19 protein-coding genes, 1 tRNA gene and 1 pseudogene are annotated in these 21876 nt (G+C 72.7%); 12 read left to right on the top strand and 9 right to left on the bottom strand.

The window, feature by feature from the left end; genetic code table 11:
- Positions 1-25 precede the first annotated feature (25 nt).
- Both ACFZP7_RS15235 and ACFZP7_RS15230 read left to right on the top strand, forming a co-directional pair.
- Positions 26-805, top strand: coding sequence for a GntR family transcriptional regulator (locus ACFZP7_RS15235; RefSeq protein ID WP_385634610.1), 780 nt, complete (start codon positions 26-28; stop codon positions 803-805).
- Between the two features lie 58 nt (positions 806-863).
- A pseudogene (locus tag ACFZP7_RS15230) lies at positions 864-1214 on the top strand (tyrosine-type recombinase/integrase); the annotation flags it as partial.
- A gap of 68 nt (positions 1215-1282) precedes the next feature.
- Here ACFZP7_RS15230 and ACFZP7_RS15225 read toward each other — a convergent pair.
- The 3 genes from ACFZP7_RS15225 to ACFZP7_RS15215 form a co-directional block, all read right to left on the bottom strand.
- A tRNA-Arg gene (locus ACFZP7_RS15225) sits at positions 1283-1358 on the bottom strand.
- A gap of 44 nt (positions 1359-1402) precedes the next feature.
- Positions 1403-3013: an IclR family transcriptional regulator C-terminal domain-containing protein gene (locus tag ACFZP7_RS15220; RefSeq protein ID WP_385634609.1), complete on the bottom strand. Its 1611-nt coding sequence runs from the start codon at positions 3011-3013 to the stop codon at positions 1403-1405.
- Between the two features lie 64 nt (positions 3014-3077).
- The gene (locus tag ACFZP7_RS15215; RefSeq protein WP_046248991.1) at positions 3078-4367 is read right to left on the bottom strand and encodes a M6 family metalloprotease domain-containing protein; all 1290 of its coding nucleotides are present in this window, start codon (positions 4365-4367) and stop codon (positions 3078-3080) included.
- 290 nt (positions 4368-4657) lie between these two features.
- On the opposite strand from ACFZP7_RS15215, the gene ACFZP7_RS15210 reads away from it, so the two are divergent.
- A complete protein-coding gene (locus ACFZP7_RS15210; RefSeq protein WP_175438013.1) occupies positions 4658-5311 on the top strand; it encodes a TetR/AcrR family transcriptional regulator in 654 nt (217 codons plus the stop codon).
- 138 nt (positions 5312-5449) lie between these two features.
- Positions 5450-6994, top strand: a complete 1545-nt coding sequence (locus tag ACFZP7_RS15205; protein WP_046248980.1) for an MFS transporter — start codon at positions 5450-5452, stop codon at positions 6992-6994.
- Positions 6995-7109: 115 nt separating this feature from the next.
- Here ACFZP7_RS15205 and ACFZP7_RS15200 read toward each other — a convergent pair whose 3' ends face one another.
- A complete protein-coding gene (locus tag ACFZP7_RS15200) occupies positions 7110-7634 on the bottom strand; it encodes a MarR family winged helix-turn-helix transcriptional regulator (protein WP_019326512.1) in 525 nt (174 codons plus the stop codon).
- Positions 7635-7741: 107 nt separating this feature from the next.
- On the opposite strand from ACFZP7_RS15200, the gene ACFZP7_RS15195 reads away from it, so the two are divergent.
- Positions 7742-8503: a dioxygenase gene (locus ACFZP7_RS15195; protein WP_079126676.1), complete on the top strand. Its 762-nt coding sequence runs from the start codon at positions 7742-7744 to the stop codon at positions 8501-8503.
- Between the two features lie 24 nt (positions 8504-8527).
- Here the strand turns inward: ACFZP7_RS15195 and ACFZP7_RS15190 are convergent, their stop codons facing one another.
- On the bottom strand, positions 8528-9043 hold the full coding sequence (locus ACFZP7_RS15190) for a GNAT family N-acetyltransferase (protein WP_078911856.1): 516 nt from the start codon (positions 9041-9043) through the stop codon (positions 8528-8530).
- A 207-nt stretch (positions 9044-9250) separates the two neighbouring features.
- Between ACFZP7_RS15190 and ACFZP7_RS15185 the strand changes: the two genes are divergently transcribed.
- Positions 9251-10249: an RNA polymerase sigma factor RpoD/SigA gene (locus ACFZP7_RS15185; protein WP_019326509.1), complete on the top strand. Its 999-nt coding sequence runs from the start codon at positions 9251-9253 to the stop codon at positions 10247-10249.
- A gap of 506 nt (positions 10250-10755) precedes the next feature.
- Positions 10756-11358 carry a TetR/AcrR family transcriptional regulator gene (locus tag ACFZP7_RS15180; RefSeq protein WP_385638450.1) on the top strand — a complete coding sequence of 201 codons (603 nt, stop codon included), beginning with the start codon at positions 10756-10758 and terminating at the stop codon, positions 11356-11358.
- A 67-nt stretch (positions 11359-11425) separates the two neighbouring features.
- Here the strand turns inward: ACFZP7_RS15180 and ACFZP7_RS15175 are convergent, their stop codons facing one another.
- Complete coding sequence (locus tag ACFZP7_RS15175; protein ID WP_385634608.1) at positions 11426-12397, bottom strand: helix-turn-helix transcriptional regulator; 972 nt, start codon at positions 12395-12397, stop codon at positions 11426-11428.
- A gap of 63 nt (positions 12398-12460) precedes the next feature.
- Between ACFZP7_RS15175 and ACFZP7_RS15170 the strand changes: the two genes are divergently transcribed.
- The 5 genes from ACFZP7_RS15170 to ACFZP7_RS15150 all read left to right on the top strand — a co-directional run bounded on the left by ACFZP7_RS15170 (position 12461) and on the right by ACFZP7_RS15150 (position 18403).
- Positions 12461-13981: an MFS transporter gene (locus ACFZP7_RS15170; RefSeq protein ID WP_385634607.1), complete on the top strand. Its 1521-nt coding sequence runs from the start codon at positions 12461-12463 to the stop codon at positions 13979-13981.
- 91 nt (positions 13982-14072) lie between these two features.
- Positions 14073-14270 carry a hypothetical protein gene (locus ACFZP7_RS15165; RefSeq protein WP_385634606.1) on the top strand — a complete coding sequence of 66 codons (198 nt, stop codon included), beginning with the start codon at positions 14073-14075 and terminating at the stop codon, positions 14268-14270.
- A gap of 68 nt (positions 14271-14338) precedes the next feature.
- Positions 14339-15100: a DeoR/GlpR family DNA-binding transcription regulator gene (locus ACFZP7_RS15160; RefSeq protein ID WP_019326504.1), complete on the top strand. Its 762-nt coding sequence runs from the start codon at positions 14339-14341 to the stop codon at positions 15098-15100.
- A complete protein-coding gene (gene pfkB / locus ACFZP7_RS15155; protein ID WP_127444329.1) occupies positions 15097-16044 on the top strand; it encodes a 1-phosphofructokinase in 948 nt (315 codons plus the stop codon). Before ACFZP7_RS15160 ends, pfkB begins: the two co-directional genes overlap by 4 nt.
- Before the next feature lie 187 nt (positions 16045-16231).
- Complete coding sequence (locus ACFZP7_RS15150; protein ID WP_385634605.1) at positions 16232-18403, top strand: fructose-specific PTS transporter subunit EIIC; 2172 nt, start codon at positions 16232-16234, stop codon at positions 18401-18403.
- 93 nt (positions 18404-18496) lie between these two features.
- Here the strand turns inward: ACFZP7_RS15150 and ACFZP7_RS15145 are convergent, their stop codons facing one another.
- From ACFZP7_RS15145 to ACFZP7_RS15135, 3 genes are all read right to left on the bottom strand, one after another.
- Positions 18497-19243, bottom strand: a complete 747-nt coding sequence (locus tag ACFZP7_RS15145) for a DUF6227 family protein (RefSeq protein ID WP_029393585.1) — start codon at positions 19241-19243, stop codon at positions 18497-18499.
- A gap of 177 nt (positions 19244-19420) precedes the next feature.
- Complete coding sequence (locus ACFZP7_RS15140) at positions 19421-20647, bottom strand: Ig-like domain-containing protein (RefSeq protein WP_385634604.1); 1227 nt, start codon at positions 20645-20647, stop codon at positions 19421-19423.
- Between the two features lie 168 nt (positions 20648-20815).
- Complete coding sequence (locus ACFZP7_RS15135; protein ID WP_355515245.1) at positions 20816-21859, bottom strand: P1 family peptidase; 1044 nt, start codon at positions 21857-21859, stop codon at positions 20816-20818.
- Positions 21860-21876 lie beyond the last annotated feature (17 nt).

Genomic DNA, 21876 nt, shown 5'->3' with positions numbered 1-21876 from the left:
GGAGCATAGGAGGGAGGGAAGGACTATGGGGACTGCGGTGGGAGGGGCTGGTTCCGGGCCTCGGTATGTGCAGATCACGGACGAGATCGTGGAGCAGATCAGGGCGGGAGTTCTCAAGCCCGGTGACATGGTGCCGAGCGAGTCCGAGCTGGTGGAGCGCTACGGCGTGTCTGGCGGGACGATCCGTAAGGCCATGGTCGAGGTGCGGGCGAGCGGGCTGGTGGAGACCCGGCACGGCAAGGGCTCGATCGTGAAGAACCGGCCTCCGGTGCGGCACCGCTCCTCCGATCGCTTCCGGCGCTCGCTTCGGCAGGGTGGGCAGGCGGCCTACCTCGCGGAGTCCGCCCAGTCCGGCGCGACGGCGAAGGTGAGCGTCCTCTACATCGGCCCGATGGAGGCGCCCGAGGGGGCTGCCGAGCGACTGGGCGTCCCCGCCGGTACGCAGGTACTCGCCCGCCGGCGTCTGTACTTCCGTAACGGCACCCCGGTCGAGACCGCCACGTCCTATCTCCCCTGGGACGTCATGAAGGACATCCCGGAGCTGTTCGCCGAGAACCCCGGCGGCGGTGGCATCTATGCCCGGCTGGAAGGCCACGGGCATGAGTTCGCGGAGTTCGTCGAGACGCTGCAAGCTCGGTCGGCCTCGAAGGCGGAGGCCTCGGAGCTGGCGCTGATCCCGGGGGCGCCCGTGGTTCACCTGATCCGGGAGGCTCGTACGACCGCGGGCCTGGTGGTGGAGGTGTGCGACACGCTCATCGCTGCTGACCAGTTCGTTTTCGAGTACCGGATCCCTGGCGGCGACTGACGCCCACTTAACTCCTCACGGACCGTCGCGAGTTTTTCTTCGCGGCGGGTTGACTCACGTACGGCAGGCGGCGGCTCGGTCCAAGGCGGGGGAGACCTGGCAGGAGTCGGGTTACGTCTTCACCATCCGTACCGGCCGTCAGGTCGAGCTGCGGAACGTCTACCGCTCCTTCACCCGCGTCGCCGAGCCCGCCGGCCTCCGCGTGATCCGGCTGCACGATGCTCGGCATGGCACCGCCACACTCCTCACGGCGGCCGGGGTCGCGCCCCGTGTCGTGATGGAGATCCTCGGGCACTCGCAGATCAGCATCACCATGGATGTCTACACGCACGTCGTGCAGGACACGCGGCGCGAGGCCATGAGTCACATGGACCGACTGCTCAGGAAGCGGCACCCTGATCGTGGGTGATCGCCCGCGTTGATGTCAGAAGTGGATGTCAAAGACCCCGGACCAAGATCGGTCCGGGGCCTTTTGCCTGGTGCCCCCGGCAGGATTCGAACCTGCGACACCCGCTTTAGGAGAGCGGTGCTCTATCCCCTGAGCTACGAAGGCGGGGCGGCACGGTGGGGTGCCGCCGCCGACAGTGTAGCGGGTGGTCAGGTGAGGGGGACCGGGCGGAAGCGGGAGGCCACGCGGAGGTCGGTCTCGATGTGGGCGGCGGTCTCACGCAGGGGCGGGAGGATGTCCGTCACGCAGGCCCGGGCCGTGCGGCGGGCGGCGTGCAGGGCCACGTCGACGGCGGCGACCACGTGGCCGGCGCGGTCGTGGACCGGGACGGCGAGGGAGCGCAGGCCGGCTTCCAGTTCCTCGTCGACCAGGGCGTAGCCCGCGGCGTGGGCCTCGGGGAGGGCGAGGAGGACGCGGCCGAGGGCGGTCGCGTGGGCCGGGAGACGGGTGCCGACCGCGATGCGGGCGCTCAGGACGCGGTCGGCGGCTGCCCGGGCCGTGTACTGGATCTCCTCGCCCGAGTCGGAGAGCACGGCCAGCGCGGCCGACTCGTGGACGCGGGCGGCGAGGGCCGTGAGGTGGGGCTGGGCGATCTGGGGGAGGGAGGTGCGGGAGAGGGGCGGGAAGCCGAGGGAGAGGACGCGGGGGGTGAGGGTGAAGGTGTGGTCGGGGCTCCGGCGTACCAGGCCCGCGTGTTCGTGGGTGATCAGGGCGCGGCGGGCCGTGGCGCGGGACAGGCCCGTCGCCCTGGCGACCTCGGAGAGGGTGAGGGCCGGGCGGTTCTCGTCGAAGGCGGTGAGGACGGTGAGGCCGCGGGCCAGGGATTCGACGAAGTCCCGGCCGAGTTCCTGCTTCGACGCGCCCGTCCACGTGGCCAGGTCGGCCGGGGGCGGTGTCGGCCGCGGGGGCGGGGCGGTGCGCAGGGTGTGCTCCATCGAGCGGACCGCCTCGCGCAGGCGGGGGAGGAGGGTTGCGCGCAGGTCGTCGGCGGTGTGGCGGCTGGTGTGGCTGACGACGCTCGCCACGCAGGCCGGGGCGCCGGTGCGGGGGTCGCGTACGGGGACGGAGACCGCGACCAGGCCCGGTTCGATCAGCTGGTCGTCCAGGGACCAGCCGTCGGCCGCCGCCCTGGCCGTACGGTGCTCGAAGTCCGCGTCGGGGGCGGGGACTTCGGCCGGGGGGACGGCCGGGAAGGTGTGGTGCCGGGGGTCGGCCCGTCTGCGGGCGCGCCAGTGGTGCCAGTCGGCGTCCGTCCACCGCGTGGCGAACAGCGGGCCGGGGGCCGTGCGTTCGGCGGGGAGGAGGTCGCCGATGCGGAAGCTGAGGGACATCGCGCGGCGGCGGGTGGCCTGGTGGATGAAGCGGATGCCGTCCCCGTCGGCGACCGCGAGGGAGACCGACTCGTCCAGTTCGTCGGCGAGCGCGTCGGCGTGGGCGGAGAGCAGGGCGGGGAGGCGGAGGGCGGCGAGGTAGGCGTTGCCCAGTTCCGTGAGGCGGGGGGCGAGGGTCACGTCCCGGCCGTCGAGGCGGACGTACCCCATGCGGGCGAGGGTGGCCGTGACGCGGTCGACCGTGGAGCGGGCCAGGCCGGTGGCCTTCTCCAGGCCGCTGAGGCTGAGGGTGCCGGCGTCCGCGTCGGTCAGGTGGCGCAGGACCGCGATGCCGCGCAGCAGGGGCGTCACCGCCTCGGCGGGCGCTTGCGCGACCGGTGCGGTGCCGGACTCGTCGTCCGGGGTGTCATGGGCGGTGTGGGCGGGCATCGGCTCTCCGGTACGGCGGTCTCGGCAGGCCAACCGTAATGCCGTCGGGGAGGGGTGCGGCCCGTCACCTGCGGGTGACGCGCACCCGGTGGTCGCCGTCCGGTTCCGCGTCCGACACCGTGATCTCGATGCCCCGGCGCGGGTCCTTGAAGGTCTCGCCGGCGGTGAAGGCGGCGTCCGAGAGTTCCGCGTGGACGTTCGGGGCGCGGGTGCAGCCGCCGCTGTCCCGGCGGGAGTCGTAGACGGTCACCGGGCCCATGCCCGTGTCCACGTCGGCGTCGACCTTGTAGATGAGGACGCCCGGCCGGCACACCACCTCGTCGTTGCCCTCGCGGGTGCGCAGTTCGACCGCGTACCCGGACTCCGCGTCCAGCGGGAGAACCACCAGCTTGTCGCCGCCCTTGCGGGCCAGCGGGGTGAGGGTGTACTCCGTCGTGCCCGGCGCGGAGGCGCAGTGCACCTGGTCGCGGTCGAGCCAGCCCAGCTTCCACTTGTGCCAGCCGAGGAGGTCGTTGTCGGCGCCCCAGTCCTCGCTCATGATGTCCCAGTGGCCGACGGCCCCTCCGCCCTCCTGGGTGTAGAGGTCGGGGAGGCCGAAGACGTGGCCGTTCTCGTGGGGCAGGACCCGGTAGCCGGTCTCGTCGTAGGAGCCGGAGCCGTCGTCCTGGCGGGAGTAGACGAAGGAGGCGTTGGCGACGGGGACGCCGTCGGCGACCGGTGCCTCCGCGTTGCCGGCGAAGGTGACGGACAGGACCGTGTCCAGGGCGGAGGGGCCGGCGTTCGGGGTGACCAGCACGTTGACGAGGTCGTACGCGCGGAAGTCGACCTTCGCGTCGGCCTCGGCGACCAGATCCTCGACCAGTTTCCGGTAGCCGGGTTCGAAGGGGGCGCCGCGCTCTATGCCGTACTCGGCGAAGGACTTCGGCATGCGCAGCCAGTCCTTGATCGGCGTCTCGGGGCGGTAGTCGAGGCGGCCGTAGGAGCTGGTGCGGAACCATTCCTCGGTCTGCGGGAAGAACTCCGCGTACCGGTCGAGCGCCTTGCCCTCGCCGGGCGCGTCGGAGAAGTCGATCATCAGGGTGAGGGCGCGGACGGTGCCCGTGGAGCGGGCGTAGCCGGCGGCGGTGGGGACGCCCTCGGACATCTGGATCTCGGGGCCGCCGCTGATCATGCAGGGGGCGTGCGCGGCGGAGCGGGAGAGGACCGCCGGTCCGGGGCCCGCCGCCGTGGTGCCGGGGGCGAGGCCGCCGCTGCCGGCCGAGGTGCTGAGCGCGAAGGTCAGGGCGGTGACGGTCGCGAGCGCGGCGAGCCTGCGCGGGCGTATCCGGCGGCTCGGCTGCGGCTGCGGCTGCATGCGGACCTCCCGGACCACGGCAGCCGCCCGGCTTCGGCTGCACCCTTGCGCTCACCCTGTGCCGGGGGGTGGGCGGGCGCGCGCTGGAGGAGCCGATCGTGGGTTTCTCGCCGGTAGCCGCCGATCGGGGGAGGACGGGGAGCAGCCCCCGTCCGATGTGTGACCCAGGTCACGGAAGGTTTCTTCGAAGGCGGGAAATAACCGGGGATCGTTTCCCCGTTTAGCCATGTGTCCGAGCGAAACGGGGAGTCCCTCCCCGGATCGCCACCCGAATGTCCGAGGAGTACGCCGTGCAGACCGCAACCCCCGAGCGTCAGAAGGTGACCCGGCCGCGCGCCGACGCCCTGCGCAATCGGGAGCGGATCGTCACCGCCGCCCGGGAGATGTTCGTCGAGCACGGGCCCGACGTGCCGCTCGACGACGTCGCCCGCCGGGCCGGTGTCGGCAACGCCACGGTGTACCGCAACTTCCCCGACCGCGACGCCCTCGTCCGCGAGGTCGTCTGCTCGGTCATGGACCGTACGGCACGGGCGGCCGAGGTCGCGCTCGCCGAGTCCGGGGACGCGTTCGAGGCGCTGGAGCGCTTCGTGCACGTCGCCGCCGACGAGCGGATCAGCGCCCTGTGCCCCATGGTGTCCAGCACCTTCGACCAGCACCACCCCGACCTGGAAGCGGCGCGCGAACGGGTCGAGCGACTCGTCGCCGAGGTCATGGACCGGGCGAAGGCGGCCGGTCAGCTCCGTACCGACGTGGGCGTGGGCGACGTGATGATCGCCGCGGCCCAGCTCAGCCGGCCCCCGGCCGGCACGGGGTGCCTGAGTGCCGACCGTTTCGTCCACCGTCACCTTCAGCTGTTCCTGGACGGGCTGCGGGCTCCCGCCCGCTCCGGCCTGCCGGGCACGGCCATGACCATGGAGGACCTGCGCCGGCCCTGCGACCAGTAGTTCCGCGAAGACCTCACCGACACCCACGCCCGGCCGGAGGGCGACGACGCCCGTAGTCGTCGTCGCCCTGGACCCAGGCGTCCCAGTCGTCCCTTTACTCACCTTTTTCCGTCACGAAGTCCCGAAGTGGGTATCCCCATGTCTCAAACAGCCGTCAAGGCCTCCGGCGTCACCGACGCGCCGGACGCCGGCCGCTGGAAAGCGCTGGTCTTCATCGCGCTCGCCCAGCTGATGGTCGTCCTCGACGCCACCATCGTGAACATCGCCCTGCCCTCCGCCCAGCAGGACCTCGGCATCTCCGACGGCAACCGGCAGTGGGTCGTCACGGCCTACGCCCTCGCCTTCGGCGGTCTGCTGCTGTTCGGCGGCCGGATAGCCGACCTGTGGGGCCGCAAGCGCACCTTCGTCGTGGGCCTGGCCGGCTTCGCCGCCGCCTCCGCGCTCGGCGGCGCGGCCACCAACGAGGCGATGATGTTCGGCTCCCGCGCCCTCCAGGGTGTCTTCGGCGCCCTGCTCGCGCCCGCCGCGCTCTCCCTGCTCGCCGTGATGTTCACGGACGCCAAGGAGCGCGCCAAGGCGTTCGGCATCTACGGCGCGATCGCCGGTGGTGGCGGCGCCGTGGGTCTGATCCTGGGCGGTTTCCTCACCGAGTACCTGAACTGGCGCTGGACGTTCTTCGTCAACATCCCGTTCGCCGTGGTCGCGGCGGCCGGTGCGTACCTGGTCATCCGTGAGCCGAAGGGCGGCCGCAACCGCTCGCCGCTCGACGTCCCCGGCGTGATCCTGTCCACCCTGGGCCTGGTCGCGCTCGTCTACGGCTTCACCCGCGCCGAGTCCGAGGGCTGGAGCGACGCGGTGACGGTCGGCATGTTCGTCGGTTCCGCCGTGCTGCTGCTCGCCTTCGTGATCGTCGAGTCGAAGGTCAAGGCGCCGCTGCTGCCGCTGCGCGTGATCACCGAGCGCAATCGGGGCGGGATCTACCTCTCGCTGGGCCTGGCGATCATCGCGATGTTCGGCCTGTTCCTCTTCCTCACCTACTACCTGCAGATCGTGAAGGGCTACACGCCGGTCAAGACCGGCTTCGCCTTCCTGCCGATGATCGCGGGCATGATCACGGGTTCCACCCAGATCGGTACCCGTCTGATGACCCGGGTCGCGCCCCGGCTGCTGATGGGCCCGGGCTTCCTGGTCGCCGCCGTCGGCATGCTGCTGCTGACCCAGCTGGAGGTCGACACCTCCTACGCCGCGGTGCTGCTGCCCGGCATGCTGCTGCTCGGCCTCGGCATGGGCACGGCGTTCATGCCGGCGATGTCCATGGCCACCCAGGGCGTGGAGCCGCGGGACTCCGGTGTCGCCTCCGCGATGGTCAACACCTCGCAGCAGGTGGGCGGCGCCATCGGCACGGCCCTGCTGAACACGATCGCGGCCTCGGCCACCACGTCCTACATCGCCGACCACATCGGCGGCGCGGCCACCCGCTCCCAGCAGCAGCTGGTCCAGCTGGAGGGCCAGGTGCAGGGCTACACCAGCGCGATCTGGTTCGCCGTCGGCATCCTGGTCGTGGCGGCCGTCATCGCCCTGACCTTCGTCAACGCCGGTCGTCCGGGCGGCAGCGCCGTCACGGGGTCCGGTGCGGGCGAGACGGCCGAGGACGAGCTGCCGGTGCCGGTCGTCGCCCACTGACGACCGCCACGGCGGCCGTACCCGGATATCCCGTCGGGTCACCCGTTCCACACCGTGCGCGGGGGAGGGGACGCCCCGTGCGCACGGTCTCCCCGGACCTGCCCCGGCCGCGCGCTCAGCGCAGCCAGGGCAGGTCCGCACCCGCTTCGCTGGGCTGAAGTCCCTCGGCGACGATCCGCATGATCTCGCCGAGGGACTTCTGCTGTTCCGGCGTGAGACGGTCGAACACGGCCTGGCGTACGGCGTCCACGTGGCCCGGCGCGGTCCGGCGCAGCACCTCGTACCCCTCGTCCGTGAGGATGGCGAACTGGCCGCGCTTGTCGGAGGGGCAGTCCTCGCGGCGCACCCAGCCGTTCTTCTCCAGTCGGGCGATCGCGTGCGAGAGGCGGGAGCGGGTGATCTTGGCGTACCGGGCCAGCTCCGTCATCCGCAGTCGCCGGCGCGGCGACTCGGCGAGCTTGACCAGCAGGCCGTAGTAGACGTGCGGCATCCCCGCGTCGCGCTGGAGCTGGCGGTCGAGGTGGTCCTCCAGGAGGGTGGCCGCCTCGATGTAGGAGCGCCAGACGCGCTGCTCCTCGGCGGTGAGCCAGCGGGGCTCGTCGGCGGAGGGCGGGATGGGTGCCGTGTTCATGTATCCCATCGTACGAGTCCTTGAATCTTAAACAAGAAAGGCTTACATTCGGCGGTAGACAGCTTGAGAGTTCAAGTAACTGGAGCCGCACCGTGTCCGCCACCGCCCAGGAGCGCATGCCCGCCCTGTACCTCAGCCACGGAGCCCCGCCGCTGGCCGACGACCCGGTCTGGCCCGGCGAGCTGGCCGCCTGGGCCGCCGACCTGCCCCGACCCCGGGCGATCCTCGTCGTCTCCGCGCACTGGGAGGAGGCCCCGCTCGCCCTCGGCGCCACCCGAACCGTCCCCCTGGTCTACGACTTCTGGGGCTTCCCCGAGCACTACTACCGCGTGCGCTACGAGGCCCCCGGCGCGCCCGCGCTCGCCGAGTCCGTACGCAAGCTGCTGCGCGCCCCCGGCACACCGGTGCAGGACGTGCCCGATCGCGGCCTCGACCACGGGGCCTACGTGCCGCTGGTCGAGATGTACCCCGGCGCCGACATCCCGGTCCTCCAGGTCTCCATGCCGACCCTCGACCCGGCGCGGCTCATGGAGATCGGCCGCAGGCTCGCGCCGCTGCGCGACGAGGGCGTGCTGATCATCGGCTCCGGCTTCTTCACCCACAATCTGGCCGCCCTGCGCCAGGCCGGCGTCCCCTCCTGGTCCGCGGAGTTCGACGACTGGGGCCGGCGCGCGCTGGAGACCGGCGACGTGGACGCGCTGCTCGACTTCACCCGCAAGTCCCCGGCGGGCCTGCTCGCCCACCCGCGCACCGAGCACTTCGCCCCGCTGTTCGTCACGATGGGCGCGGCGGACGCGGCCGGTGAGCTGGATCTGCGGCGGTCCGTGATCGACGGGTTCTGGATGGGGCTGGCCAAGCGGTCGGTGCAGTTCGGCTGAGCGCACCCGCCGTGCCGGGGGGGGCTAGAGCGGCTTCTCGTACCAGGCCACGTCCCAGTACCGGCCGAACTTGCGGCCCACCTCGTGGTACGTGCCGACGTGCCGGAAACCGAAGCGCTCGTGCAGCCGGACCGACGGCTCGTTCGGCTGGGCGATGCCCGCGTAGGCGCGGTGCAGGTCCTCGCCGGCCAGGGCCTCGAAGAGCGCCGTGTAGAGCAGGGTGCCGACGCCCCGGCCGCCGGCACCCGGGGCGACGTAGACGGTGGTCTCCACGGAGGTGCCGTAGGCGGGCTTCGCGCGATAGGGGCCGGAGGTGGCGTACCCCAGGATTTCCTGTGACCCGGCGTCCGTGGCAACCCTGAGCCGGTGGGGGCCGTCTTCAGGGTGGGAGAGCAGCCAAGGGCGGCGTTCTTCCGGGGTGAAGGGCTCGGTGTCGAACGTGATGGGCGTCTCACGCACGTAGTGGTTGTAGAGGTCGGTGAGGGCTTCGAGGTCTCCCTCGACCCCCGGCCTGACCTGGACCTCTGTACGCCCCGACAGCATCACGCCTCCTCGTGTGGCGGCACAGGGTACTGCATGATCAGAAAAATCGGGGGGCGGGTTGGGAATTCTGTCCGGATTCCAGTCGTTGTTTCCATCGGATGCAGGGCACCCGAGGAGAGTCCCGGAAGGGACCGGAGATGACAACCACACGGTGTCCGACGTCCGAAGGACCACCCGCTGAACCACCATCGCAAGGGAGCACGCATGGCAACCCGTGCCGTCGCCCGTCGTAAGTCCGCCACCGGCGAGACGGCCGACGCGGCAACCAGCGTCCGCGCCAACGGCGGCGAGCTCGCCGACCGCGATCTGGTCGGCATGTACCTCGACGAGATCGCACGGACACCGCTGCTCGACGCCGCCAAGGAGGTCGAGCTGTCCCAGACCATCGAGGCGGGTGTGTTCGCGCGGCAGGTCCTCGAAGGCTACGAGGAGACCGGGGCGGACGCCACCCGGGAGGAGCTCCAGGCCCTGATCGACGAGGGCGAGCGCGCGAAGGACGTCTTCATCCGCTCGAACCTCCGCCTGGTCGTCGCCGTGGCCCGCCGCTACCCCCGCAGCGGCCTGCCGCTCCTCGACCTGATCCAGGAGGGCAACGCCGGCCTGGTCCGCGCGGTCGAGAAGTTCGACTACCGCAAGGGCTTCAAGTTCTCGACGTACGCCACCTGGTGGATCCGTCAGGCCATCACCCGCTCCATCGCGGACCAGTCGCGCACCATCCGGCTCCCCGTCCACCTCGTGGAGGAGCTGGGCCGCATCCGGCGCGTGCAGCGCGAGTTCAACCGGGAGCACGGGCGCGAGCCGGAGCCCGCGGAGATCGCCGCCGAGCTGGGCTCGACGCCGGAGCGCGTCACCGACGTGCTCGACTGGGCCCGCGACCCCGTCTCGCTGAACATGTCGGTGGACGACGAGGGCGAGACCCAGTTCGGCGACCTGCTGGAGGACACCTCCGCCGTGTCGCCCGAGCAGTCCGTGATGACGCTGCTGCGCAGCGAGGAGCTGGACGACCTCATCGGCCGCCTCGACCCGCGCACGGCCTCCATCATCAAGATGCGGTACGGCATCGAGGACGGCCGGGAGCGTACGCTGACCGAGGTCGGCAAGGAGCACGGGCTGACCCGTGAGCGCATCCGGCAGATCGAGAAGCACGCGCTGCTCGAGCTGAAGAAGCTGGCCCGCGACACCGGCTTCGAGGCGGCGGCGTAGGCGGCGCGGCGGGCCGGTCACCGGCCCGCCGTGATCAGGGGGCGTAACGTGACGCGTGGGGCGTACGCCGGTGGCCGAACCCCGCGCAAACATGGCTGTACAACGCTGCTTCAACGGGCGGGGGCCCGGGAACAAGACTTCCGGGCCCAGTGGTTCGGCCCCGGGGCACCCGCTCCGGACCGGGCCTCGCGCCCCTTCAGGACCACGTCCCGACGCACTCCCCCCGGCGCCGGGACTCTCCCGAGCCGGGCTCGGCGCCTCTCCCCCCGGGGCGCCGCAGCCCGGCTCCTCCCGTCTTCCGGGCTCCTCCGGCCGCCCCGGGCGACCGGAAAGGACGGGGCACCCCGGACCTGAACCCCGGGGTGACCCGCCGAATGGCAGATTCTGTCACAGCGGCATAGCCTGCCGAAGTGAGCAGCACCACCGAGCCGTCATTTCCGGCCCCCCGTCCCACCCACGGCCCCGGAGGGCCGTCCCTCACCGAGCGGCGCAAGGCCGAGACCCGGATGGAGATCGCCCGCGCCGCGGCCCGCCTCTTCGTCGGCCAGGGGCTGCGCGCCACCCGGGCGGAGGACATCGCCCGCGCCGCCGGGATCGCGCCACGCACCTTCTACCGGTACTTCGCGACCAAGGAGGAGGCCGTCGCCCCGCTCTACGCCGTCGGCGCCGAGCGGTGGGCGGAGGCGGTACGGGACGCCCCGGCCGCGCTGTCCCCGTGCGAGGCCCTGGAACACGCCGTGCGGTACACGCTGACGCCGGGCGGAGGCGTCTCGGCGCCTTCCTGGGAGTCGGCCCGCACGCTCATCCGCCTGGCGGAGACCAACCCGGCGCTGCGGAAGGTGTGGGCGGAGGTCTGCCACACGGCGGAACGAGGGCTCGCGGAGGTGCTGGCGGCGCGGCTGTCGGCAGGGGACGACAACGTTGCCGCGCGGCTCGCGGCCTCACCCGGTCTGCGCTTCGGCGCCGCGGTGGCGGGGGCGGCCGTTCGGGTGGCGGTGGAGTACTGGGCCGAGGACGCGACGGGGACGCGGAGCCCCGTCGAGCTGGCGCTGCGGAACCTGGAGGGGCTGCGGGGGTTCGCCTGGGAGGGGGGCGGGGGCGGGGGCTGACGGCCGGGTGCGCGGCCGGCGGGGGCCAGGTGGGTGCGGCGGGTGCGTTCCCCTGCCGTAGGGGCCGTCAGTCGTCGCCCGTCGCGCGTATCAGCCGTTCCCCCAAGCCCCGTACGGACTCCACCAGTTGCGCCGGCTGACGGACCCGGAAGTCCACGCCCGTCATCGCGAGCCGTACCGCGGTCCACTCCACCGCGTCGGAGACGGTCGCCCGCAGGACGCAGGACGAGCCGTCGTCCGCCGGCTCCAGCGGCCCGAGCCACTGCGGCAACCGCGCGGCGACCGTCTCGGGCGGCGCGTGGAAGACGACCTCGATGTCGTACGCGTCGCCGTGCCGTTGCATGGAACGCCGCAGGTACTCCGCCGCGCTCCCGGTCGGCAGCTCCCGCGGAGCGAACCGCGCGCCGGTCGCGAACGGCTCGCTCACCCGGTCCACCCGGAAGGTCCGCCAGTCCTCCCGGTCGAGGTCGTAGGCGACCAGGTACCAGCGGCGTCCCGTCGAGACCAGCCGGTACGGCTCGGTCAGGCGCCGCGACTCGGTGCCGTCGCCCGCGCGGTAGGCGAACCGCAGCCGCTCCCGGCCGGCCACGGTGGAGGCCATGACGGTCAGCGTCTCGGGCGCGATGCTCGGCCCGTCCCCGCTGGTCAGCGGTGTCGTCGCGGCCTGGAGGGTGGCCACCCGGTGGCGCAGCCGCGACGGCAGCACCTGCTCCAGCTTGGCCAGCGCCCGCACCGACGCCTCGTCCACGCCCTCGACCGCGTGCCCGGCTCCGGCCCGCAGACCGACCGCGATCGCGACCGCCTCCTCGTCGTCGAGGACCAGCGGCGGCAACGCCTTGCCGGCCACCAGCCGGTAGCCGCCGTCGGCGCCCATCGACGCCTGCACCGGATAGCCCAGCTCACGCAGCCGGTCGATGTCCCGCCGGACCGTGCGGCGGGAGACCCCGAGCCGCTCGGCCAGCTCACCGCCGGGCCACTCGCGGGGCGTCTGGAGGAGGGAGAGGAGGGTCAGGAGCCGGGCCGGAGTGTCCGTCGTCATGGTCCCCAGGATGGCGCAGCACTAGGACGGGATCTGTCCTAGTGGGGTCGTAGCTTCACTGCCATGACCTCAACGCACACCCCGGACGTGTCACCGGCGGCGCCCGCCGCGGGCGACCGCCGCCGCTGGTACGCCCTCGCGATCGTGATGACCGCCGCCTTCATGGACCTGGTCGACGTCACCATCGTCAACATCGCCATCCCGTCGATCCGGCAGGACGAAGGCGCCTCCTTCAGCCAGATCCAGTGGATCACCGCCGGTTACGCCCTCGCCTTCGCGGCCGGTCTGATCACCGGCGGACGGCTCGGCGACATCCACGGGCGCAAGCGGGTGTTCCTCGTCGGCGTCGGCGGCTTCACCGTGGCGTCCGCGCTGTGCGGGCTCGCGGTCAACCCCGAGATGCTGGTCGCCTCCCGCATCCTCCAAGGCGCCATGGCCGCGCTGATGGTGCCGCAGGTGCTGTCGATCGTGCACGCCACCTTCCCGGCGCACGAACGCGGCAAGGTGTTCGGGCTGTTCGGCGCGATCGTCGGACTGGGTGCGGTCTCCGGGCCGCTGCTGGGCGCCCTGCTCACCGAGTGGAACCTCTTCGGGCTCGCCTGGCGGCCCATCTTCCTCATCAACCTGCCGGTCGGTGTCGCCGCCCTCGTCCTCGGCGGCCGGTACATCACCGAGTCCCGGGCGCCACGCGCCCTGCGGCTGGACCTCGTCGGGGTCGCCCTGGTCACCCTCGGCCTGCTGATGCTGGTCTACCCGCTCACCCGGGGCCGCGAGCTGGGCTGGCCGCTGTGGGGGCACCTGTCGATGGCGGGCGCGTTCGTCGTGCTCGCGGTGCTGGTGGCGTACGAGAGGCGCAAGAAGCTGCGGGACGGTTCGCCGCTGGTCGAACTGGAGCTGTTCCGGGTCAAGAGCTTCGCCGCCGGCATCGCCGTGCAGACCGTCTTCGGGATCGCGCTCGGCATCTTCTTCCTGGTGTGGACCCTGTACATGCAGGACGGGCTCGGCTGGAGTCCGCTGCGGGCCGGACTGACCGGCGTTCCCTTCTCGGTCGCCGTCTCGGTGGCGGCCGGCGTGTCGGTGCAGAAGCTGGTGCCGCGCTTCGGCCGCAAGGTGCTCCAGGCGGGCGCCCTGGTGATGGCCGCGGGCGTACTGCTGTACCTCTGGGAGGCCGGGCACTATGGACTGGACATCACCTCCTGGCAGATGGCGCTGCCGCTCGTCGTCATGGGCGTCGGCATGGGGCTGATCGTCGCGCCGCTGACCGACGCGGTGCTCTCCCAGGTGCCGCGCGAGCACGCCGGGTCGGCGTCCGGGCTCATCAACACCGTGCAGCAGATGGGCAACGCGCTCGGGCTCGGGCTGGTCTCGGTGGTCTTCTTCGGCACGATGAGCGACCACCCGGCGCCGTCCGGCGTCGGCCCGGCCTACGCGGACGCCTTCCAGAACGCACTGGGCTGGGTGGCGGCGGTCATGGCCGTCATCTTCCTGCTGATGTTCGCGCTGCCGAAGCGGCCGGCGCAGCACGTGGAGGGTGCCGCGGGGGAGGAGCCGGCGCAGCGCCCGACGGAGGCCGCGTTGGTCTGAGGCCGCCGCGCGGCGGAAGCGGAGGAAGCGGCGGAAGCGGAGGGCGGGTCCGGTGCCAGGCACCGGACCCGCCCTCCGTCTGTTCCGGCCGGTGACGGACGAGCCGGTGCCCGAGGGGCTGGTGATCGATGAGCCGGTGCGCGAGGAGCCGATGCCCGAGGGGCCGGTGATCGATGAGTCGGTGTCCGATGAGCGGTGGCCGATGAGGATGCCCGTTCACGCCCATCTGTGCCCGGATGAGTTTGGATGGGTCCGATTACTTGTTTACTTTCCGGAAAACCGCGCGTAGCCTCCGAGAGAAACCACAGGTTCGGGCATAGGTCGGCGTGGGCCGGCGCAGGTCGGAGGCGAGCGGGCATGTACGCACCGGAGCGTCAGCAGGAGATCCTCCGGCTCGCGCGGGACGGCGGCCGGGTCGACGTGGTGTCGCTGGCCGAGGAGTTCCAGGTGACGGCGGAGACCATCCGCCGCGACCTGAAGGCCCTCGACCGGGCCGGGCTGCTCCGCCGGGTGCACGGCGGAGCGATTCCGGCCGGGCGGCTCGACTTCGAGCCGGACCTCGCCGAGCGCGAGTCCACGGCGGCCGACGAGAAGGACCGGATCGCCAAGGCGGCCCTCGCCGAGCTGCCCGCCGACGGCACGCTGATCCTCGACGCCGGTTCCACGGTGGCCCTGCTGGCCGCCGCGATCCCGCGGGAGACCTCGCTCACCGTCGTCACCCACAGCCTGCCCATCGCCGCCCGCCTCGCCGACCACCCCGGCATCCAGCTCCATCTGGTCGGCGGGCGCGTGCGGCACCGTACGCGCGCCGCCGTGGACGCCTGGGCGCTGCGCGCGTACGGCGAGATCCGCGCCGACGTGGTGCTGGTCGCGGCCAACGGCTTCTCCGCCGAACACGGTCTGACCACGCCCGACCTCGCCGAGGCCGCGGTCAAGCGGGCCGCCGTCGCCGCCGCCCGCCGCGTGGTGCTGCTCGCCGACTCCTCCAAGTACGGCCAGGAGCACTTCGCCCGCTTCGGCTCCCTGAGCGATGTGGACCTGCTGATCACCGACAGCGGGCTGAGCCCCGAAGACGCCACCGCCGTCGAGCGCGACGGCACGGAAGTAGTACGCGCATGATCCTCACCGTCACCCCCAACCCGTCCCTGGACCGCACCTACGAGGTGCCCTCCCTCGACCGCGGCGAGGTCGTCCGTGCCACGGGCGAACGCGTGGACCCGGGAGGCAAGGGCGTGAACGTCTCCCGCGCGGTGACGGCGGCCGGCCGGCGCACCGTGGCGGTGCTGCCGCTCGGCGGCCCGTCCGGCGCGCTCGTCTCCGAACTGCTCGACGCCCAGGGCATCGAGGTCGCGCCGGTGCCGATCGCCGGGGTCACCCGGGCCAACATCGCGCTCGCCGAGACGGACGGCGTCCTGACGAAGATCAACGCGCCCGGCCCCGAACTGACGGCGGCGGAACGCGAGTCGCTGCTGGAGACGGTGCGCGGGCAGTCGCGGGGCGCGGACTGGATCGCCTGCTGCGGCAGCCTGCCCCGAGGGCTCGCGCCCTCCTGGTACGCCGAACTGGTCGCCCGTGCGCACGCCGCCGGTGTCCGCATCGCGCTCGACACCTCGGGTCCCGCCCTGCTGCGGGCCCTGCGCGAGCGGCCCGACGTGGTGAAGCCGAACGCCGAGGAGCTGGCCGAGGCCGTGGGGCGTCCCCTGGCGACGGTCGGCGACGCCGTGAAGGCCGCCGAGGAACTGCGGGAGCTGGGCGCGCGGTCCGTGCTCGCCAGCCTCGGCGCCGACGGGCAACTGCTCGTGGACGACGCGGGCAGCTGGTTCGGCACCGCTCGCGTGGACGCCGTACGCAGCAACGTCGGTGCCGGTGACGCCTCCCTCGCCGGGTTCCTCGTCGCCGGGGGCACGGGACCGGAGGCCCTGGCCGCCGCGGTCGCGCACGGCGCCGCCGCCGTCCGGCTGCCCGGCAGCGTGATGCCGACGCCGGCCGACCTGGACCCGGGCGCGGTGACGGTCACGGCCCAGGTGCCGACGGACCGCGCACTGAAGGAGCCGGCGACATGACCCCCGCACACGCGGGCGCCGGACCGCCCGCCCGGCCCGCCCCCGATCACCGGCGCGGCGCCCCGCGCACCCGACGCCGCCTCCCCGTTCCCCACCGCGGTGCCCTCGACCCCCACGGCAATGCCCCCGTCCCCGTCCCCGCCCACCACGTCCCGTTCCGGGCGATACGCGAGCTAAGGAGCCCGCGATGAGCGAGATGATCACCGCGGACCTGGTCGACCTCGACCTGTCCGCCGACAGCAAGGAAGCGGCGGCGCGTGCCCTCGCCGAGCGGATGGTGGCCCTGGGCCGGGTGACCGACCTCGACGGCTTCCTCGCCGACGTGGCCGCCCGCGAGGCGCAGATGCCGACCGGCCTCGACGGCGGCATCGGCATCCCGCACTGCCGCAGCGAGCACGTCACCGAGCCGACGCTCGCCTTCGGGCGCAGCGCCGCCGGCATCGACTTCGGGGCGGCGGACGGCCCGGCCGACCTGGTCTTCCTGATCGCCGCTCCGGCGGGCGCCGACGACGCCCACCTGACGATCCTGTCCTCCCTGGCCCGGCAGTTGATGAACGCCGAGTTCACCGACGCGCTGCGGTCGGCGGCCGACGCGAACGCCGCCGCGGCGCTGATCCGCGGGGAGGAGCCGGACGGTACCGGAGGCGTTCCCGAACGCAACGAGGACTCCGTGGACTCCGTGGACTCCGTGGCGGTCCCGGCGGCGGCCTCCGCCGGGGCCGCCACGGGCAGCCCCGACGTCGGGCCCGAGGAAGGGCCCGAGGAAGGGTCCCGGAACGGAACCGACGACGGACCCCGGAACGGAACCGACGACGGACCCGCCGAGCGCGGGCGTCCCTTCCGGGTCGTCGCCGTCACCTCCTGCCCCACCGGCATCGCCCACACCTACATGGCGGCCGAGTCGCTGGAGAAGGCGGGCCGCGAGGCGGGCGTCGAGGTCGTCGTCGAGACGCAGGGCTCGGCCGGGTTCACCCGGCTCGACCCGGCGGTGATCGAGGCGGCGGACGGCGTGATCTTCGCCCATGACGTGCCTGTGCGCGACAAGGACCGCTTCGCCGGGAAGCCCACCGTCGACACCGGCGTCAAGGCGGCCATCAACCGGCCCGGCGAGCTGATCGACGAGGTCCGCGGCAAGGCGGCCCGCGGCGAGGTCACGGCGGTCGGTGCCGCCGGTACCGACGGAGCCTCCGGCACGACCCCCGTCGAGCGCGGCGGGAAGCCCGGTGAGGGGTACGGGACGAAGCTGCGCGTCTGGCTGATGTCCGGCGTCAGCTACATGGTGCCGTTCGTCGCCGCGGGCGGTCTGCTCATCGCACTGGGCTTCGCGATCGGCGGCTACGAGATCAACAAGGCGCCCTCGGTGATGGACCACTTCGTGTGGTCGCAGGCGGACAGCTGGGCGGCGATGCTGTTCCAGGTCGGCGGCGTGGCCTTCGCCTTCCTCGTCCCCGTGCTGGCCGGTTACATCGCCTACGGCATGGCGGACCGCCCGGGTCTCGTCCCCGGCTTCGTCGGCGGATCGATCGCGCTGACCGTCAACGCCGGTTTCCTCGGCGGTCTGGCGGCCGGCCTGATCTCCGGAGCCGTGGTGATGGCGATCCAACGGGTCCGCATACCGGCCGCGTTGCGCGGCATCATGCCGGTGGTGGTGATCCCGCTGATCTCCTCCGCGGTCGTCGGGTTCCTGATGTTCGTGGTGATCGGCAAGCCCATCGCGTCCGCGCAGAAGGCGATGACCGACTGGCTCAGCGGTCTGTCCGGCGCCAACGCGGTCCTGCTCGGCGCCCTGCTCGGCCTGATGATGTGCTTCGACCTGGGCGGCCCGGTCAACAAGGTCGCCTACGCCTTCGCGACGGCCGGCATCGCGGTCGCCGACCCGAGCGACTCGGCGATGAAGATCATGGCGGCCGTCATGGCGGCCGGCATGGTCCCGCCGCTGGCCATGGCCCTGGCGACGACCGTGCGCGGCAAGCTCTTCAACGCGGCCGAGCGCGAGAACGGCAAGGCCGCCTGGGTGCTGGGCGCCTCCTTCATCTCCGAGGGCGCGATCCCCTTCGCGGCGGCCGACCCGCTGCGGGTCATCCCGTCCTCGATGGTGGGCGGCGCGCTCACCGGCGCCCTGTCGATGGCCTTCGGCGCCACCCTGCGCGCCCCGCACGGAGGCATCTTCGTGGTCCCGCTGATCGGCAACCCGCTGCTCTACCTGGTCGCCATCGCGGCCGGCGTCTGTGTCACGACGGCCCTGGTGATCGTCCTCAAGGGGCTGCGCAAGCCGGCGCCGGGAGCGGTGTCCCAGGGGCCCGGCGGCACGGACCCGTCGGCGCCTTCGCCGGAAGCGAAGCAGCCGGTGGCCGCGTGAACGGCGGCACGCCACGGTGATCTGTGGGCCGGGTTCCGTACGGGACCCGGCCCGCGCGCTCTCCCCGGCCCGGTCAGAAGCCCGGCGCCGCGCTCAGGAGACCTGCGCCGCCCTGCGCTCCATCGCGCGGCGGGCGGTGTCCTCGCTGGCGTACACCTCGCACATGTGCCGCCCGTCGGGCGTGGCCGTGTGCTCCACCTCCCAGAGGGAGACCTCCGCGCCGTCGCCCAGCAGGAACGCGTGCTCGTAGAGGGAGAAGCCGATCCGGGCGCGGGCCGCGCGGCCGGGGCCGCCGAACGCCTGGGTGATCTGGTGCGCGGACGCCGTGGTCAGCCGGGCGGCCAGCTCCCCGTCGGGCCGGTCCGGGTTCTCCGCGCGGCGCAGCAGCCGGCGGGCGTGGTCGGCCGAGGCGTCGGGCACGTAGGTGTGCCGGGGGGTGGGGACGGGGGACAGCTGCACCTGCACCGGCAGCTCGAAATCCGGGGTGTCCGGCGGCAGGGCCAGCCGGGCGGTGGCGGCGCGCAGCTCCTCCTCGTCGACGTACACCTCGTGCCGCGGTTCGCCGCCCGGGGTGGTGTTGTGGACTAGCTCCCACAGGGTCAGGGCGCTGCCGTCGGCCAGCAGCCAGGTGTGCCGATAGGTCTCACGGTGCAGTCCGGCGCTGTGGTGCGCGGAGTGCAGTGAACCGTCGTGCGCCAGCGCGCAGTCCAGCTGCCGTATCGTCTCGTCGGGCAGCTCGAACGAGTTCAGGGCGCGGCCCAGCAGTCGCATGAGGTGCTCCTCCGGAGACTCGGGCGACTCGGGTGGTTCGTACGCTGCCGTCTCGTACGGAACGCTCAAGGTTTCTCCCGGCGTTGCTGCATGTCACCTTGTGGGTGCATACCGTAGCCCCTCGGTCGGACATCATGTCCGGGAACCGAGAAAACGTACGCACGAAAAACGCGCGGGCCGCGCGAGAAGTTCCCGCGCGACCCGTTGGAGCGTCAAATTCCGCTGGTCACGGCCGTGTTGGACCGGTCAGGCGGCGCTGCCCGCGACCCACTCGTTCCACGCCATGTTCCAGCCGTTGAGGCCGTTGTCCGGTGCGATGGTGCCGTCGGGGGAGTTCTTGACGATCACGACGTCCCCGATGAGCGAGTTGTCGTAGAACCACTTGCCGTCGGTGTCGGCCTGCCCGCCCTGGGCGTCCCGCAGTCCGACGCAGCCGTGGCTGGTGCCCTGGACGCCGAAGGGCGGGTTGCCCCGGTTGTACCAGTAGTTGCCGTGGATGAAGGTGCCGGAACGGCTCAGCCGCATCGCGTGCGGCACGTCCGGGATGTCGTACTCGCCGCCGAACCCGACCGTGGAGCCGTCCATGTGCGTCTGCTCGGACCTCTCCGAGATCACCATCTGCCCGTTGTACGTCGGGTTCTCGGCGCTGCCGGCCGAGATGGGGACCGACTTCAGCGTCTTGCCGTCGCGCACGACGGTCATGGTCTGGGTGTCGGCGTCGACCGTGGAGACCTGGGCGCGGCCCACGGTGAAGGTGACGGTCTTCTTCTGCACGCCGTGGACGCCGTTCGCGCCCTCCACGCCGTCCAGGTCGATCTTCATGGTGACCTTGGAGCCGGCCTTCCAGTACTCCTCGGGCCGGAAGTCGAGCCGTTGGTCGCCGAACCAGTGCCCGACCACCTCCTGCCCGCTGCTGGAGGTGACCGAGATGTGCGACTGCACGGTCTTCTTGTCGCTGATCGCCTTGTCGAAGGTGAACGACACCGGCATCCCCACGCCCACCGTGGTGCCGCCGTCCGGGGTGTACGTACCGATGAAGCTGTCGGCCGCGGAGACCGTGGTGAAGACCGAGTCGGCGGCGGACGTACGGCCGTCGGCGTCCTTCGCGGTCGCGTGGACCCGGTACTTGGTGCCCCGCTCCAACTGCTCCTTCGGCTTCCAGCTGCCGCCGTCGGCGGAGACGGCGCCGGGCACGGTCGCACCCGTCTCCGCGACGGTCATCCGCACCTCGGTCAGCCGTCCGTCGCTGACCTTCACGCCGGTCGTGTTGATCGACGCTCCGGTCGACCCGTCCTTCGCGGAGATGACGACCTTCGCGGTCGAGGTCCCGGCGGAGTCCGCGCCGCCGCCCTTGCCGTCCTTCTCGTCGTCGGCGCTGGCGCTTCCGCCGCAGGCGGTGAGGGTGAGGGCGCCGACCACCAGGGCGGCACAGGCCCCCAGTACGCGCCGCGATGCTATGACCGGCCTTGTCACGGGCTGCTCCAGGATGAGGTGTTGTGCGGTGTTGTCGTCAACCCTGTAGAGGCGGGCGGGGGTCGGGCGGGTTCCCGCCCGCCGCCCCCGACGCCCACGCGTGACAGAACCGGGACAATCACCCGCTCGGCCGCTCAACCCGCCCGGACTCCCGCCCGCGCGGCCGGCTCAACCCGCCCCGGACTCCCGCCCGTACAGCTCCTCGTACGACGGCCACGCGCCGCCCGGTCCGTCCACCGGCCCGGCGGCCCGTACGGCGCGCACGATCGCCCGTGTCACCACGTCCGCGCCCGCCGCCAGCACCTCGTTGAGCGCGAGCGGCTGCTCCGCGTCGAGCGGGCGCTCCCCGGTCGCCAGGGCGAACACCGTGTCCCCGTCGCTGAGCAGGTGCACCGGCCGCACGGCACGCGCGATGCCGTCGTGCGCCGTGCCGGCCAGCTTCTGCGCCTGCGCCTTGGACAGGTCCGCGTCGGTGGCGACCACGGCGAGCGTGGTGTTCAGCGGGGGCGGCGCGTTTCGCGCCGCGACCTGGGCGAGACGCCGCCCCGCGGCCTCGTGCACCTCCGGCGCCGGGTAGCGCACCCGTCCGCCCGCGAACAGCTCCCCGTACAGCACCCCCGTCTCCGGGTCGGTCACCGAACCCGCCGCGTTGGCCACCACCAGCGCCGCCACCGTGATCCCCGAGTCCAGCACGGTGCTCGCGGTACCGACCCCGCCCTTGAGCGTGCCGACCACCGCTCCGGTGCCGGCCCCGACGCACCCCTCGGCCACCTCCGCACCCGGCGTGCTCGCGTGGGCCGCCTCCACCGCCGCCCGGCCGGTGGCCGCGTCCGGCCTGGCCCGGAAGTCGCCACCGCGCCCGAGGTCGAAGACGCAGGCGGCGGGCACCACCGGCACCACGTGGGCGGGGTCCGGCCCGACCCGCACTCCGCGGCCCCGCTCCTCCAGCCAGGCCATCACCCCGGACGCCGCGTCGAGCCCGTACGCGCTCCCGCCGGTCAGTACCAAAGCCTGGACCCGCTGCACCAGATTGCGCGGGTCGAGCGCGTCGGTCTCCTTCGTGCCCGGGCCCCCTCCGCGTACGTCCACCGCGGCGACCGCCCCGGCCTCCGGGGCGAGGACCACCGTGGTGCCCGTGAGCCACCCGTCGCCCCTGCGCGTGGCATGCCCGACCAGGACACCGGGGACATCCGTCAATGCGTCGACTGTCATGCCGTCAGTGTGGGCCC

The sequence above is a fragment of the Streptomyces sp. SudanB5_2050 genome (genome assembly GCF_964272335.1).
GTDB lineage: Bacteria > Actinomycetota > Actinomycetes > Streptomycetales > Streptomycetaceae > Streptomyces > Streptomyces rochei.
This window is presented reverse-complemented; position numbering and strand designations above follow the sequence as displayed.

Bases quoted from the DNA above. Each gene is read 5' to 3' on its own strand.
- ACFZP7_RS15235 (WP_385634610.1), top strand. From the start codon at position 26: ATGGGGACTGCGGTGGGAGGGGCTGGTTCCGGGCCTCGGTATGTGCAG.
- ACFZP7_RS15220 (WP_385634609.1), bottom strand. From the start codon at position 3,013: ATGCCCGCCCACACCGCCCATGACACCCCGGACGACGAGTCCGGCACC.
- ACFZP7_RS15215 (WP_046248991.1), bottom strand. From the start codon at position 4,367: ATGCAGCCGCAGCCGCAGCCGAGCCGCCGGATACGCCCGCGCAGGCTC.
- ACFZP7_RS15205 (WP_046248980.1), top strand. From the start codon at position 5,450: ATGTCTCAAACAGCCGTCAAGGCCTCCGGCGTCACCGACGCGCCGGAC.
- ACFZP7_RS15200 (WP_019326512.1), bottom strand. From the start codon at position 7,634: ATGGGATACATGAACACGGCACCCATCCCGCCCTCCGCCGACGAGCCC.
- ACFZP7_RS15195 (WP_079126676.1), top strand. From the start codon at position 7,742: ATGCCCGCCCTGTACCTCAGCCACGGAGCCCCGCCGCTGGCCGACGAC.
- ACFZP7_RS15185 (WP_019326509.1), top strand. From the start codon at position 9,251: ATGGCAACCCGTGCCGTCGCCCGTCGTAAGTCCGCCACCGGCGAGACG.
- ACFZP7_RS15180 (WP_385638450.1), top strand. From the start codon at position 10,756: ATGGAGATCGCCCGCGCCGCGGCCCGCCTCTTCGTCGGCCAGGGGCTG.
- ACFZP7_RS15175 (WP_385634608.1), bottom strand. From the start codon at position 12,397: ATGACGACGGACACTCCGGCCCGGCTCCTGACCCTCCTCTCCCTCCTC.
- ACFZP7_RS15170 (WP_385634607.1), top strand. From the start codon at position 12,461: ATGACCTCAACGCACACCCCGGACGTGTCACCGGCGGCGCCCGCCGCG.
- ACFZP7_RS15160 (WP_019326504.1), top strand. From the start codon at position 14,339: ATGTACGCACCGGAGCGTCAGCAGGAGATCCTCCGGCTCGCGCGGGAC.
- pfkB (WP_127444329.1), top strand. From the start codon at position 15,097: ATGATCCTCACCGTCACCCCCAACCCGTCCCTGGACCGCACCTACGAG.
- ACFZP7_RS15150 (WP_385634605.1), top strand. From the start codon at position 16,232: ATGAGCGAGATGATCACCGCGGACCTGGTCGACCTCGACCTGTCCGCC.
- ACFZP7_RS15135 (WP_355515245.1), bottom strand. From the start codon at position 21,859: ATGACAGTCGACGCATTGACGGATGTCCCCGGTGTCCTGGTCGGGCAT.